General features: G+C 61.7%; 10 protein-coding genes. 5 read left to right on the top strand and 5 right to left on the bottom strand.

The window, feature by feature from the left end:
- Nucleotides 1-9 precede the first annotated feature (9 nt).
- Complete coding sequence (locus MOV80_RS15065; protein ID WP_249605264.1) at nucleotides 10-2,109, bottom strand: chemotaxis protein CheA; 2,100 nt, start codon at nucleotides 2,107-2,109, stop codon at nucleotides 10-12.
- The gene (locus tag MOV80_RS15070; protein WP_019103200.1) at nucleotides 2,096-2,401 is read right to left on the bottom strand and encodes an STAS domain-containing protein; all 306 of its coding nucleotides are present in this window, start codon (nucleotides 2,399-2,401) and stop codon (nucleotides 2,096-2,098) included. Before MOV80_RS15070 ends, MOV80_RS15065 begins: the two co-directional genes overlap by 14 nt.
- Nucleotides 2,402-2,560: 159 nt before the next feature.
- Between MOV80_RS15070 and MOV80_RS15075 the strand changes: the two genes are divergently transcribed.
- Together MOV80_RS15075 and MOV80_RS15080 are read left to right on the top strand one after the other, a co-directional pair.
- Entirely contained in the window at nucleotides 2,561-4,255 is a 1,695-nt protein-coding gene (locus MOV80_RS15075) for a methyl-accepting chemotaxis protein (RefSeq protein WP_019103199.1), read from the top strand.
- Between the two features lie 46 nt (nucleotides 4,256-4,301).
- A complete protein-coding gene (locus MOV80_RS15080) occupies nucleotides 4,302-6,047 on the top strand; it encodes a methyl-accepting chemotaxis protein (protein ID WP_019103198.1) in 1,746 nt (581 codons plus the stop codon).
- Between the two features lie 93 nt (nucleotides 6,048-6,140).
- On the opposite strand, the gene MOV80_RS15085 is transcribed toward MOV80_RS15080, so the two are convergent.
- A complete protein-coding gene (locus MOV80_RS15085; protein ID WP_043590664.1) occupies nucleotides 6,141-6,890 on the bottom strand; it encodes an endonuclease/exonuclease/phosphatase family protein in 750 nt (249 codons plus the stop codon).
- A gap of 444 nt (nucleotides 6,891-7,334) precedes the next feature.
- Here MOV80_RS15085 and MOV80_RS15090 point away from each other — a divergent pair, with 444 nt between their 5' ends.
- From MOV80_RS15090 to MOV80_RS15100, 3 genes are all read left to right on the top strand, one after another.
- The gene (locus tag MOV80_RS15090; RefSeq protein WP_249605265.1) at nucleotides 7,335-8,981 is read left to right on the top strand and encodes a methyl-accepting chemotaxis protein; all 1,647 of its coding nucleotides are present in this window, start codon (nucleotides 7,335-7,337) and stop codon (nucleotides 8,979-8,981) included.
- Between the two features lie 434 nt (nucleotides 8,982-9,415).
- Nucleotides 9,416-9,805: a hypothetical protein gene (locus tag MOV80_RS15095; protein WP_019102481.1), complete on the top strand. Its 390-nt coding sequence runs from the start codon at nucleotides 9,416-9,418 to the stop codon at nucleotides 9,803-9,805.
- A gap of 533 nt (nucleotides 9,806-10,338) precedes the next feature.
- On the top strand, nucleotides 10,339-10,533 hold the full coding sequence (locus MOV80_RS15100; protein ID WP_019102482.1) for a hypothetical protein: 195 nt from the start codon (nucleotides 10,339-10,341) through the stop codon (nucleotides 10,531-10,533).
- A 149-nt stretch (nucleotides 10,534-10,682) separates the two neighbouring features.
- Here MOV80_RS15100 and MOV80_RS15105 read toward each other — a convergent pair whose 3' ends face one another.
- The gene (locus MOV80_RS15105) at nucleotides 10,683-12,302 is read right to left on the bottom strand and encodes a methyl-accepting chemotaxis protein (protein ID WP_249605266.1); all 1,620 of its coding nucleotides are present in this window, start codon (nucleotides 12,300-12,302) and stop codon (nucleotides 10,683-10,685) included.
- Between the two features lie 122 nt (nucleotides 12,303-12,424).
- Nucleotides 12,425-14,044 carry a methyl-accepting chemotaxis protein gene (locus MOV80_RS15110; protein WP_118267732.1) on the bottom strand — a complete coding sequence of 540 codons (1,620 nt, stop codon included), beginning with the start codon at nucleotides 14,042-14,044 and terminating at the stop codon, nucleotides 12,425-12,427.
- Nucleotides 14,045-14,161: the final 117 nt, after the last annotated feature.

The raw sequence follows: 14,161 nt of genomic DNA on the forward strand, positions 1-14,161 counted from the left end.
ACAGGCGCGCTAAATGACATCGTTCGCCTGAGCCTCGCTGGATTGGCGAATCCGCCTCCGCTCACGGCGGCAGGCGTGGTGAATCAACTGTGGAATATCCAACACTAGCGCCGGCTTGCCGTTGCCCAGAATAGTGGAGCCGCTGATGCCGCGCAGCGATCGGAAAATCTCGCCCAAGGGTTTGATCACCGCCTGCACTTCTCCCATCAAACGGTCCACCACCACGCCGGCGCGGTTTTCCCCGTAATGCACAATCACCACGTACTCCGGCTGCGCGGCCGGCGGCAGATTGAACAGCTCGCGCAAGGACACGAACGGCAGCCAATCGCCGCGCACATTGATCTGACGCGCGTTCTGCCGCATGGCCTCCTCCGGCATGTCCACGCACTCGATCATCATGTCCAGCGGCATCACCAGCGACGAATCGTTCACCTCCACCCGGAAGCCATCGATGATGGCCAGCGTCAGAGGCAGCCGCAGCCGGAACGTCGTACCCTGGCCCGGCAGGGAAAAGATTTCGATCTCGCCGCGCAAGAGCTCGATATTGCGCTTCACCACGTCCAGACCCATGCCGCGGCCGGACAGATCGCTCAAAGCGTGTGCGGTGGAAAAGCCGGGCAGGAAAATCAGCTGCAGGGTTTCCTGCTCGCTCAACTGGCGGCCCTCGCTCAGCAAACCACGCTCCAGCGCCTTGGCCAGCACCTTGCCGCGGTCTATGCCGCGGCCGTCGTCCTGAATCTCCACCACCACCGAACCGGCGTCGTGAAAAGCGTTCAACGTCACCTTCCCCGTTTCTGGCTTGCCCGCCTCCCGCCGCTCCGCCGCCGTCTCCAGCCCATGATCCACCGCGTTGCGAACCAAGTGCATCAGCGGATCGGTCAAGCGTTCCACCATGGATTTGTCGATCTCGGTGTCCGCGCCTTGAATCGTCAGCTGTATGGATTTACCCAATTGCCGCGACACCTCCCGCACCATGCGCGGGAAACGGCAGAACACCTCATCCACCGGCACCATGCGCAAAGTCAGCGCGTCGTCGCGTATGCTTTCCACCAGCGTGTTGATGATGGCCACGGACTCCAACAGCTCGGCGTCGCAGCGGCTCTGCGCAATCAGCTTGGTGCCGGCGGACGCGATTACCAGCTCGCCCACCCGGTTGATCAGCCGGTCAAGCTTGCCGGCCTCCACCCGGATATAGTGACTGTCGCCGCGGCCCGCCCTGCCCGCCGCCGCTCCTGGTTCGCCGCGCGCCTCGCTCTCCGGCCGCGCCAGCCAGGGCGCCTCGCGCACCCACTCCGCCTCCGCCGCCGTCAAGGCCCCTCGCGCCATCCAGCGCGACAGCTGCGGCTCTATCGAATCGCCCAAGCGCTCCGCCAGCGAGCGGAACGCCGCCAGCGGCGCGTGAGGCGGCAGAATGCCCAGCAAGCTGCCCTCGGCCACAAACTCGAAAGCATCGCAAACCTGCTCAAGGCTGGCCTTGGACTCCAGGCTCAACTCCAGGCCGATGAAACAATCCGTCGGCTCCAACTCGGCGAAGGCCGGCAGCGGCGGCCAGACCAACTCCACCTCGCGCAGCGCGCCCAACTGGCTGAGAAAGCGCAGACAGGACAGCGGATCAAAGCCGTCTCGGAACAAATCGGGATAAAAACGCAGCGACAATTGCCATAGCGGCGTGGCGGCGGCGTCCAGCGCGTCTTCGCCTGCCACCGCGCAGGCCGCCCCGTCCAACAAGAACAATTGCAAACGCTGTAGCAGCGGGGCCCCGTCCGGCCAAACCGGTTCCGCATCCAGCGCGGAGGCCTCCACCGCCTCCAGCATTCGTCGTAAATGATCGTTGCAGCTCAATAGCAGGCTGACCAAGTCCTCGCCCAACGCAAGCTTGCCGCGACGCAGCCGTTCCAGCACGCTCTCCATCGCATGGGCGAAAGCCACCAGCGCGTCGAAACCGAAAGTGCCGGCGGAACCCTTGATGGTGTGCGCGGTGCGCAGCAGCAGGTTGAAGGTTTCGGCGTCGGCGGGAAACGCCGCCGGGTCCAGCAGCGCGCCTTCCAGCGCGTCGCACAGCTCGCGGGATTCCTCCAGGAAAATCGCCCTGGCCTTACTCCAGTCCATCCTCGCCTCCCGCCGGCGGCGCGGCCAAGGCCACGCCCAGCAACTGAAACGCCTCGCTGACCAAGGGGTTGTCCGCCAGCAGCTCCAGTTGCCTCAGCTGCCGCCCAAACGCCAGCAGCAACTGCAAGGCGCAGCCGTCCACTTCCGTCACCCCGGCAAAGCTCAGCGACACCGCCTCGTGCGCCAGCAACGGCAACAGATCGCTTTTCAGCTGCTCCGCCGTGTAAATGCTCAATTCGCCGCTCAGGCTGGCCTTGGCCCAACCCTCGCCGATTTCGACATGCAAGGTCATTCCGCCCCCAGACCAAACGCCAAGCGGGTGTTAACTCAATGTTTTTACTTAAGTGTCAACACTAAAAGTAGTCAAGAAACAGATTGTTTTATAAAAAACAGTAACCAGGCCTGGCGCGCGGCGGCGCGGACACGGCAAATGCAGCATGGCGGGAGGCCTATGAAACTGAGCATCAAATCCCTGCTGACAGCCAGCGCCGGCGTCTTCGCCCTGCTCTTGCTGCTGCTCCTGCTCTGCACCCTGCGCCTGCGGCATGAATTGGGCCTGCAAGCCCAAGCGGAATCGCAACGCAATCAAAGCTATCTCCTCGCCAACGAGCTGCGGCAAAGCTCGGACGATCTCACCCGTCTGGTTCGCACCTACGCGGAAACCGCGGACCCGCGCTATGAACGGCAATACTGGGCCGTGCTGGCCATCCGCAACGGCCAACTACCGCGCCCTCAGCACTACAACCGCATTTATTGGGACTTCATGGCCGCTGACGACAACAAGCCGCAACCGGACGGCCAAGCCGTCCCGCTGCAACAACTGATGCGGCAGGCCGGCTTCACCGACGCCGAATTCGCCAAACTCAAGGAAGCTCAGGCCAATTCCGACCGGTTGGTGAACACCGAAACCGTGGCCATGAACGCGATGAAGGGCCGCTTCGCCGACGGCCAGGGCGGCTTCTCCCGGCAAGGGCCGCCCGATCCCGAGCTGGCCCGGCGCATCCTGCACGACCGTCAATACCATCAGGACAAGGCCGCCATCATGCAGCCGGTGGACGCGTTCTATCAGTTGATGGAGCAGCGCACCAACCAGGCCGTCTCCCAGGCTCAAACCCAGGCCGGCTTATGGCTGGCCATCGTCATCGGGCTGATGCTGGCCTGCTGCGCGCTGGGCCTGCTCATGTTCTGGACCATCTACCGCCGCCTGTTCGCCATGCTGGGCGACGAACCGCTGCGCGTCACCCAACTGATGCGGGCGGTGGCCGCCGGCGATCTAGCCGCCGCCGCTCCGCCGGGCGGCTACCCGGCGGACAGCTTGGCGGAGGCCATACTCCAGACCGTCACCACGCTGAGCCGTGCGATAGCGGACTCCCAGCGCGGCGCCGGCCATCTGTCGATGATGTCGGCTCAGATCAGCCACAGCTCCCAGCAACTCTCCCTCAATACCAGCGAACAGGCGGCCGGTCTGGCCGAGGCCGCTTGCTCGCTGGAACAGATCTCCTCCGCCATCAACCAAAGCAGCCACAACGCCACGCTCACGGAAACCATGGCGGCCCAGGCCGCGGACGACGCGCGCCAGGGCGGCGAAATCGTCGACCACACCGTGCGCAGCATGGAGCGCATCGCCGAGCACATCTCGGTGATCGACGACATCGCCTATCAAACCAACCTGCTGGCGCTCAACGCCGCCATCGAAGCCGCCCGCGCCGGCGCGCAAGGCAACGGCTTCACCGTCGTGGCCCAGGAAGTGCGCAAGCTGGCGGAGCGCAGCCAGGTGGCCGCCCGGGAAATCAGCGGCATGACCGCCAGCGGAGTCCAGCTTGCCGGCCAGGCCGGCGCGCAACTCGCCGCCATCGTCGCCTCCAGCGGCAAAACCGCCAGCCTGATCCGGGAAATCGCCATCGCCGCCAATGAGCAAGCGCAAGGCGTAGGCCAAATCAACGCCACCATCCAGCAACTGAGCGCCGCCACCCAGCAAAACGCCAGCCTGGTGGAAGAACTCGCCGCCATCTCGGCGGATAGCCGCGGCCATGCGGACCAAGTGCACGCCCAGATGCGGCGCTTCCACGCCGCCGCCCCCGCTCCCCAAGGAGGAGAAACCAGCGCCGCCGGCCGCGTCCACGCGGGCCATGGACCCCGACATTGACCGGCCACCACCACATCGTTCAGCTGCACTGTGAGGACATCTCCACATGAAAAACCTACGCGCCAACCAGGCCATCACCGGCCTGCTGCTTCTCATCGCGCTCACCTTCATCGGCGTGATCTACACCTTCGTTTCCATGCGCCAGGCGGTGGACGTGATGAGCGCCGCCAGCGAAAGCCGCTACCACTCCTACCTGCTGGCCTCCGAGCTGCGACAAAGCTCGGACGACCTCACCCGGCTGGGCCGCACCTACGTCGTCACCGGCGACCCCGGCTATGAGCAGCAATACAACCGCGTGCTGGACATCCGCAACGGCAAGGCGCCGCGCCCGCAGGAGTACAACCGCATTTACTGGGACTTCGTCGCCGCCGGCCAGGAAAAACCCCGGCCGGACAGCGAAACCGTGCCCTTGCAAACCCTGATGCAACAAGCCGGTTTCACCGACGCCGAGTTCGCCAAGCTCAAAGAAGCTCAAGCCAACTCCGACGGCCTGGTCAAACTGGAAGTGCGGGCGATGAACGCGGTCAAAGGCAAGTTCGCCGACGCCCAGGGCCAATACACCGTCAGCGGTCAGCCGGACATGGAACTGGCGCGCAAACTGGTGCACAGCAAGGAATACCACCAGTTCAAAGCCCAGATCATGAAGCCCATCGACGACTTCTTCGTGCTGCTGGATCAACGCACCAACGCCGCGCTGGCGCAGGCCAAGGACAGGCTGTCCAACGCCCAGCTGCAGTTCCTCACCGCCATCGTGCTGCTGGTGGGCGAAATCCTGCTGCTGATCCTGCTGGGCCGCCGCCAGATCCATACCCAGCTGGGCGGCTCCGTCACCGATATCGAAGGCGTGCTGCAAGAAATCGCCTCCGGCAACCTGGCGGTGGATGTGCCCAAAGCGCCGGAAGCCAGCGCGCTGGGGCAAATCGGCGTCATGAACCAGCGGCTGCGCCGGCTGATAGGCGAAGTCAACAACAACGCCGGGGAACTAGTCAGCGCCGTCGGCTCTCTTCACCAAACCACCAGCCGGATCAGCGAAGACGCGGACCAGGTCAACCAAGCCATCAGCTCCAGCGCCGCCACCATTGAGCAGATCACCGTCAGCGTCACCCATGTGGCCGACACCACCGCCGACGCCAACGCCATCATCTCCCAGGCCAACAGCAGCGCCGAACGCGGGCGCCAGGCCGTACACCAAGTGTCCGCCGAAGTGGGCAAACTCTCCCAGGCCATGTCCACCCTCAGCGACACCCTGCATTCGCTGGGCAACCGCTCCGAGGAAATCAGCTCCATCGTCAACGTGATCAAAGACATCGCCGATCAAACCAACCTGCTGGCGCTCAACGCCGCCATCGAAGCCGCACGCGCCGGGGAAATGGGCCGCGGCTTCGCCGTGGTGGCGGACGAAGTGCGCAAGCTGGCCGAACGCACCGCCCAGGCCACCACCGAAATCACCAATATGACCCAAGGCATGCGCCAGCAAACCGCCGGCACCGTCGCCAGCATGCAGCAGGCCCGCACCACCGTGGACCAGAGCGTGGACCTGGCCCAGGGCGCGGCCAGCGAGATCGAAAACATCGGCGGCCTGATGCGGCAAGTGGTGGATACCTTTACCCAGATCACCCACGCCACCCGCGAGCAATCCACCGCCGTCGGCAACATCGCCCACACCACCGAACACATCAACGGCATGACCCGCAGCACCTCGGAAGTGGCCCAAGGCGCCAGCGCCACCCTCAGCGAACTGAACGACCACGCCAGCAAGCTCAAAAACGTAGTGGAACGCTTCCACCTTTGAACCCGGCCCTACGCAAAGCAACAGGGCTCCGCAATGCGGAGCCCTTCTTGTTGGATATCGTCTCTGGACGCGCGGCAGATCGTGAGCCGATGATCAAACCGGTACCAGGCTGGCGGACAGCGGCAAATGATCGGACAAGCGCGACCACGGCGCGCCCTTCAGCACCTCCGCCCCCAAGGGCTTCAGCCCGCGCACATAAATCCGGTCCAAGGGCAGCATCGGCATCCGCGCCGGAAAGCTGCGCGCATGGCGGCCAAACAACTGATCGAACACCTCCACCAAGCCCAAGCTGTCCATCAGGTGGTCGGAGGCTTCCTCACGCCAATCGTTGAAATCGCCGGCCAAAATCAGCGGCGCATCCTCCGGCACGTTCTCGCGCACATAACGCGCCAGGTCCAGGAACTGCTTGCGCCGGTCTCGCGCCAGCAAATTGAAATGGCCGCACAGCGTCACCACCGGCCGCTTCCAACCCGCAGGCGTCAGTTGGCAATGCAGCAGGCCGCGGCTTTCGAAGCGGTTGACCGAAATATCGCGGTTGCACCAGGTATTGATGGGGAAACGCGTCAGCAGGGCATTGCCGTGATGGCCGTGCTCATACGCCGCGTTCAGGCCGTAAGCCGCCTTGTGATCCAGCCGGCGCGCCAGGAAATGATGCTGCGGCAGCTTGGGCCAGCTGGCGTGCTGCAAGGCGCGCTCAATGTTCTTGCCTTGCACCTCCTGCAAGAACAGCACATCGGCGTCTATGGACTCCAGCGCGGAAGCCATATCGCCCAGCCGCACATGGCGGTTCAGCGGCGACATGCCCTTGTGGATGTTGTAAGTGGCTACGGTAATGGCTTTCATACGATATGCTTCTTTATCGGGCGGACGCTCGGCCCGCCGCTTCTTAAGAGTCTGTTCACGATCTCGCGAGCCAGAGCGAGACAAGGCGAAAACGAGCGAAAAAGCGGAATGTACACGTGGTACATGAGCATTTTGAGCTTGTTTTTAACGCCGTATCGCCGCAGCGCAGCAGATCGTGAATAAGCTAACTCAGACCACCGGCCGCAAGCCCCGTTCCCCGCGCCATTGTCCGCCGCCTCAGTTTCAAAGATAAGCGCTGACGGCGTAATTTCAATCTTCACGCCCGCGGATGCCTGTAACTGAAAATCATTCTCCTAATACGTATTGCATGACTGCAAAATATCCAACATCCAGCATTGCAAGATGAATACAGCTGCACTACACACTTATAACAGTAGCTAGAAAACAATGTGTGGTTATCGGCGGAAGTTTAGGGAGCGAGCGATGGGAAACTTTCTTGCGCAGTTCAGCATCAAGGTCAAGATCTTTGGGCTGATCGTGCTTGGCGTGCTGGCCAGCGTGATTATTGGGGGAGTGGGCGTCAGAAGCACGTCGGATATGAACGACCTCACTGCCGATATGCACGACAATTTATTGATGTCCGTCTACTGGGTGGCGGTGGCCAACCAGAACGCCATCTACATCAGCCGCTCCGACTATCGCTTCATCTCCGAACCCGACAAAAAGCGCAAGGACCAAGGCTCGGCCAACCGCGCCAAATTCTTGGCGGAAATGAACCGGCTGATGGACCTCTATCGCAAAACCGTACTCACCCCGCCGGAAGTAGAAGCGCTCAAACGTTTTGACGCCGCCTGGCCGGCCATGGAGGAAGCCTGTAAAAAAGCGCGCGACCTCAGTTACGCCGATACCGGCGACGGCGTCAATAACAAGAAGGCGCTGGAAGTGATGCGTACCGAATGCCGGCCCAAATTCCAGATTGCCGACGACATCATGAGCCAGATCGTCGACATCAACATCAAAGTGGCCGACCAGGCCTTGAAAGACGCCGCGGCCAAATATGAACGCGCGCGCAACACCGTCATGGTCGTACTAGCCGCCGCCGTGATCGTGCTGCTGGCCTTGGGCGTGATGATTCAAAACGGCATCGTCGGCAGCCTGAAAAAAGGCATGGCGGCGCTGTTCCAGCTGGGCAGCGGCGACCTGACCGGCGAGATCGAAGTACAGGGCAAGGACGAAGTGGCCCAGATGATGCAATCGCTGTCCGACACCCAGAAAAAACTGCGCGTCACCGTGGGCGACATCATCAACTCCGCCTCCAGCGTGGCCGCCACCGCCGAGGAACTGGCCGCCTCCACCGAACAAGTCAGCGCCAGCATCGGCCAGCAGGTCAACGCCACCTCCAGCGCCGCCGCGTCGATCGAAGAACTGACCGTCAGCATCGACCAATGCTCCAACAATGCCTCGCTGGCGGACTCCCAAGCCAGCGCAGCCGGCAGCCAGGCCAAGATAGGCAACAAAGAAGTTCAGGACTCCACCCATCAGGTGCGCAAGGTCAACGACAGCGTGGCCGCCTCCGCCAACAACCTGGAATCCTTGTCCGAGCAGGCGCAGATGATCAGCAGCATCGCCACCGTCATCAAGGAAGTGGCCGATCAGACCAACCTGCTGGCGCTCAACGCCGCCATTGAGGCCGCGCGCGCTGGCGAACAGGGCCGCGGTTTCGCCGTGGTGGCCGACGAAGTGCGCAAGCTGGCCGAGCGCACCACCGGCTCCGCCACCGAAATCACCCAGATGATCGCCAAGATCCAGGCCGGGGCCAAGGAGGCGGTGGACAGCATGCGCAGCAGCCGCCACATCGTCAGCCAAGTAGTGGAATCCTCGGAACACGTATCCACCACCATCAGCTCGGTGGAAGAAAGCGCGGAAGGCGTGGTAGGCGCCATCAGCGACATCGCCATGGCGATGCAGGAACAGCGTCAGGCCAGCACCGAACTGGCCACCCGCGTGGAAGCCATCGCCCAGATGTCCAAGGAAAACGGCATTGCAGTGGATGTGTTCTCTCAAGCCACCCGCGAACTGGCGGTGGTGGCGGAGCGGCTGCAGCAGACCACGCTGGCCTTCAAGCTCTAAGCCAGCGACTCAACGGCTTCATCCCCCGCCCCGCCGGCCTGGTCCGCGGGGCGGTTTTTTTTCATCCTTGCCGTCCCTGCATTGACAGCCAACACCCGCCTCGCCAACAATAGCCCCGCGCCGCTGCAATTGCGGCGTTCGGGCTTGGACTCCCGATATACGGTATCCCGGCAGACCGCGGCCTCCCCGCGCTCTGTCTCGCTATTGCTTTGCCCATTCGGGCGGGCCGTGGCGAGGGCACCTCGCGGTGCGCCGGTTTTGGGATAGCGTCCGGTAGTCCAACCTTGTCATGCGCCCGCCTAGCCGCGCCCCGCGGCCAGGCCGGCATCCGCTTGAGGAGGTAGCAATGTCGACATTCATTAGCCGCGTATCCCGCTCCGTTTCCCCGTCTTCCCCCGCATCGGCGCTTGCCTGTTTCAACCAGGAGGCCCGCCATGAGTAAATCCAAAGAAGAACTGCGCGCCTTCTACCGCCTGCTGGAGGCCCGCGAAGCCAAACTGCCCTTTGTCGGCCCCTCGCCGGACCGCAGCCATCCGCATTACTGGCGTGTGCCTCTGTGCCGGGACTTTTCGGAGGCCTACGCGCTGGGCGAACGCCATGGCCAAGCGCTGGTTCAGCTCTTCCGCCAACACCCGGACCACGCCGGCCACGGCCTGCTCTCCCGCATCGCCCATGATATGAACTTGTTCGATTTCAGCCCGCAACGCGGCGCTTGGGCCGGTTTCTTCGATCATCTGGAAGTGCTGATCGCCGTCAGCATCCACATGCACGAGAGCGACGCGGAGGCGCAAGCCCAACGGCCCTCGAACGTGTTTACGCTCTAGCGAGCGCAGGCGAAAACGGCGGAGACATCCGGATGAATAGGCGGTAAATGAGAATTTCGAAGCCGTTTTCAACGCCCTTGTCTCAACAACCCCGCCGACGCGCAGCGGAACGTAAACAAGCGCTTAGCGCCCGGACTTTCCTTGTCCGGGCCGCTCAGCCGCGCCACAATGGGGAATGTGACAATAGCTGGCGTGGGCAATCTATGGTAAAAAGCCTGCAATCCTTGCTGGAAAGCACAAGCAAGGCGGCTGCGCGAGTCACCTGTTTGATCCATTCACCCTCCCTCTTGGTGCCGGATAAAAACCACAGGCGGGTGACTCGCTCAGCCGAAATGCTTGCCATTTCCACCTGCCCCTCCCCAGATTTTCCACGCTCCTAGGAACGTACCGCTGAAGCGCAGCGGAGATTGCACAGGCTCTAACTGCATTCGCGTTCATCCTCCCACTGTCAACGACCTGAAAGGTCCGGTGTTTATTCTCCGCCAGGCCGTACCATGGGGGTTCGATTCATCAATCCGTAAAGGAGAGTCTGAATGGCCAAAATCAAACGCGCCGCAAAAAAACTGGCGGCGTTGGCGGACAAGGTACGCGGGCAGAAGAAGGCCACTAAATCGGCTAGAAAGCTGGCCGCCAAGGTGCTGAAGCACCCGATGACCGACAAGCCGGCCAAGAAGAAGGAACAAAAACGCGCCAAGCGGGACAAGGCCGAAAAGCAGCAAGCCGAATAAGCCTTAAGCGCAACACTGCCAAGGCCTTGAATAAGCCTGCGGCTTCGTCCAAGGGCGGCGCCGGCGTTTCCGCCGCGCCGCCCTTGGAATGTCTTTACGATCTCGCGAGCAAGGCCTGAGTGTCCGATCAAATCGGAACTTCTGCATCTTTAGACCTGATAAGCCGACACCGTCTGCAAAATCACCCGCGCTTGCTGGCTCAACTGCCCGGCGGCGTCCGCAGAGCCGCTGGATGCCGAAGAGTTTTCCTCCGCCATCTGGGCGATCTGCTCCACGCGCTGGGCAATGGTGTTGCTGGCCACGCTCTGCTCCGCGATGCTGTTGGAAATGTCGCGCACCAATTCCATCGCCTTGCCGCTGCTGTTCCGTATCTGGTCTATGGCGTCATTGGCGGCGCGGGTGTTGGCGGTTTCCTGATGCACCTGCTCCACCACTTTTTCCATGCTTTGTACCGCTTCCATCGTGCTGCCCTGCATCTTGTTGATGATGGCGGCAATTTCAGTGGTGGAACTGGCGGTGCGTTCCGCCAGCTTGCGCACTTCGTCCGCCACCACGGCGAAGCCGCGTCCCATCTCGCCGGCGCGCGCCGCTTCGATTGCCGCGTTCAAGGCCAGTAGATTGGTTTGATCCGCGATGTCCTTGATCACCCCCATCACCGAGGCGATAGTGGCGCTGTCTTCTTTCAATTGTCCAATGCGCTGCGCGGCGTCGGTGATCGCGCCGGCCACCTCGGTGATGCCGCGCACGGTGGCGGAGATCACTTGGCCGCCTTCAGTCGCCATCTCGCCGGCCTGCTGCGACTGACCCCGTGCCTCCTGGGCACTAGAGGCAACATGGTTGATACTCACCGTCATCTGCTCCACTGCCGCCGCCATCGCGGCGGCGGATTCGCTTTGCATCTCCGAACTGCGAGCAATCTCATGGGTGTTGTTGGCCAGGCCGGACATCGCGCCGTCAATGGCGCCGATGCTGTCGCGAATGTCACGAAAGCTGCGTTGCAGATTCTCCAACAATTGGTTGAAGGCGGACGCGGTTTCTCCCACCTCGTCCATGCGCCCCACCGGCGCCCGCAAGGTGAAGTCTTTTTGCTGGTTCACATTGAACATGGTGGAGCGAATCTGATGCAGGCTCAGACGGATATGGCTGAACAGGAGCCAGCCCAGGCCTCCGCTCAGTAACAAACAGGCCGCGATCACCGCGACTGAGCTGCCGAAGGCCATGCTGTAAGCGGCGGCATTGTCTTTTGAAAGACTATCAGCCAATGCGTAGTTGAAGTCGATATGGTCGTTGAGGTCCTTGGCCAGCGCCTTGGCGGAGTCCGGGAGCGGCCCGGCCACCAGCATCGCTTGCGCCTCCGCGCCTGGATGCTCGCGTGAAGCTTGCAAAAAGCTCTCTCGATTATTACGGTAGGTTTGCAGATCCGCACGATCCTGTTGCAACAGCTTGCGGTCCGCGTCATTGGACAGCAGGTCTTTTTCATAAACGGCCAGCACCTGATCCAGCGCTTTATCGCTTTCGGTGATCTGCGCTTCGGCCTCCGCCTTGCGTTTGGCGTCGACGGCGATGCCGTGGCGATATGCGGCAACGCGCATATTGGTCAAGGCTTGCAAGCCCTGATCCAACGCCTTGATACTGGGGAAGGTATTGACCTTCAGATAATCAAACCGCTCATTAGCGCTGTGCAATTGCCACAAGCCATAACTACCGACGCCGATCAAGGCCAGCATGGCCACCATCAAGGTCAGCATAAGCCGCTGTGAGATATTCATCCTTATTCTCCGTTTCTTCACCCGATGCCGCATGTGGCTTTGTTATAGACATAGCGAGAAAACAGAATAAAGTACTAAATAAGAATATCCACTAAACATACAAAATCAGCAAAGGCGTGGCTTTACACTTGATATTGGGTCACGGTGTCCAGGATATTTTTGGCCTGCTGTTGCAATTGCTCCGCCGCATCCGCCGAGGCGCTGGAGGCGGACGCGTTTTCTTCCGCCATCTGAGCGATCTGCTCCACTTTCTGGGCAATGGTATTGCTGGCGCTGCTTTGCTCGTTGATGCTGCCGGAGATGTCCTTGACCAGCTCCATCGCCTGGCCGCTGCTGTCCTGGATCTTCTCTATCACGCTGCTGGCTTCGCGGGCGTTGTCGGTTTCCTGATGCACCTGCTCCACCACTTTTTCCATGCTTTGCACCGCTTCCATCGTGCTGCTTTGCATCTTGTTGATGATCGCGCCGATTTCCGTGGTGGAGCTGGCGGTGCGCTCGGCCAGTTTTCGCACTTCGTCCGCCACCACCGCGAAGCCTCGGCCGGTTTCGCCGGCGCGCGCGGCTTCGATCGCCGCGTTCAGGGCCAAGAGGTTGGTCTGATCGGCAATATCCTTGATTACCCCCATGACCGAGGCGATGGTGGCGCTGTCCTCCTTCAATTGCCCAATGCGATGGGAGGCGTCGCTGATTGCGCCCGCCACCTCGGAAATGCCGAGCACGGTGGCGGAAATCACCTGCCCGCCCTCGTTGGCCATGCTGCCCGCCTGCTGCGCCTGGGTGCGCGCCTCCACCGCGTTGCTGGCCACATGGTTGATGCTCACCGTCATCTGCTCCACCGCCGCCGCCATGGCCCCGGCGGATTCGCTCTGCACTTCCGAGCTGCGCGCAATCTGATTGGTGTTGGCCGCCAGGCCGGAGGTGGCTTTGTCTATCTCGGAAATGTTGTCGCGTATGCCCCGGAAGCTGTGTTGCAGGTCTTCCAGCAAGCGGTTGAACGCCGCGGCGGTGCGGCCGATCTCATCCTTGCGCAAGACCTGTGCGCGTAGGCGGAAGTCCTTGCTGGCGCTGACCTGATCCAGGGTTTCGCCTATCTGGTTGAGGCTGCTGCGGATGCTGCGGAACAAGGCGATGCCCAGCGCACCGCTGAGGATCAAGGCGGCCACGATGGCGACCAGCGAGGAGACGAAGGCCTGCTCGTAGGCCACGGCGTTGTCCGCGGACAGTTGCTTGGCCAGCTTGTAGTTGTAGTCGATGTGGTCCTTGATGTCCTTGACCACGGCCTTGGCCACGGGCAGCAGCGGCCCGTTCACCAGTTCCTTGCGGGTGGTTTCCGGCGACTGCTCGCGCGAAATCTTGAACACGGCGTCGCGCTGCTGGCGGTAGACATGGATATCCGCACGGTCCTTTTCTATCAGCCGCCGGTCCTCGTCGTCGGACACTAGGTTTTTCTGGTAATGATCCAGCGCCGTGTCCATCTGCTTGTCCAGCTGCGCAATGTTGGCTTCTATGTCGGCCTTGACCTTGGCGTCTTCAGTGATGCCGTGGCGATAGGTCAGCACCCGCATATCGGTTTGCGCTTGCAGCGCCTGATCCAGCGTTTGGATGCTGGGAAAAGAGTTGGTTTGCAGATAATCGAAGCGTTCGTTGGCGCGGTGCAGTTGGAGCAGCCCGAAGCCGCCGACAATGAACAAGCCGAGCAAGGCAACCGCCAAGGTCAGCAGCAAGCGTTGGGATATGCTCATGGTAGCCCCCTAGGTTCGTCACTTATGAAACTCGATTCTTTATAGGCGTGGTTCCTTGGAATTTTCAAATCATTTGGCATGGAAAATCAGGCTTTTGCGACTTGCGCCGGCACCGTA

The sequence above is a fragment of the Chromobacterium sp. IRSSSOUMB001 genome, assembly GCF_023507765.1.
In the GTDB taxonomy this organism is placed as follows: Bacteria; Pseudomonadota; Gammaproteobacteria; order Burkholderiales; family Chromobacteriaceae; genus Chromobacterium; species Chromobacterium haemolyticum.

Bases quoted from the DNA above. Each gene is read 5' to 3' on its own strand.
- MOV80_RS15100 (WP_019102482.1), top strand. From the start codon at position 10,339: ATGGCCAAAATCAAACGCGCCGCAAAAAAACTGGCGGCGTTGGCGGAC.
- MOV80_RS15080 (WP_019103198.1), top strand. From the start codon at position 4,302: ATGAAAAACCTACGCGCCAACCAGGCCATCACCGGCCTGCTGCTTCTC.
- MOV80_RS15095 (WP_019102481.1), top strand. From the start codon at position 9,416: ATGAGTAAATCCAAAGAAGAACTGCGCGCCTTCTACCGCCTGCTGGAG.
- MOV80_RS15075 (WP_019103199.1), top strand. From the start codon at position 2,561: ATGAAACTGAGCATCAAATCCCTGCTGACAGCCAGCGCCGGCGTCTTC.
- MOV80_RS15065 (WP_249605264.1), bottom strand. From the start codon at position 2,109: ATGGACTGGAGTAAGGCCAGGGCGATTTTCCTGGAGGAATCCCGCGAG.
- MOV80_RS15085 (WP_043590664.1), bottom strand. From the start codon at position 6,890: ATGAAAGCCATTACCGTAGCCACTTACAACATCCACAAGGGCATGTCG.
- MOV80_RS15105 (WP_249605266.1), bottom strand. From the start codon at position 12,302: ATGAATATCTCACAGCGGCTTATGCTGACCTTGATGGTGGCCATGCTG.
- MOV80_RS15110 (WP_118267732.1), bottom strand. From the start codon at position 14,044: ATGAGCATATCCCAACGCTTGCTGCTGACCTTGGCGGTTGCCTTGCTC.
- MOV80_RS15070 (WP_019103200.1), bottom strand. From the start codon at position 2,401: ATGACCTTGCATGTCGAAATCGGCGAGGGTTGGGCCAAGGCCAGCCTG.
- MOV80_RS15090 (WP_249605265.1), top strand. From the start codon at position 7,335: ATGGGAAACTTTCTTGCGCAGTTCAGCATCAAGGTCAAGATCTTTGGG.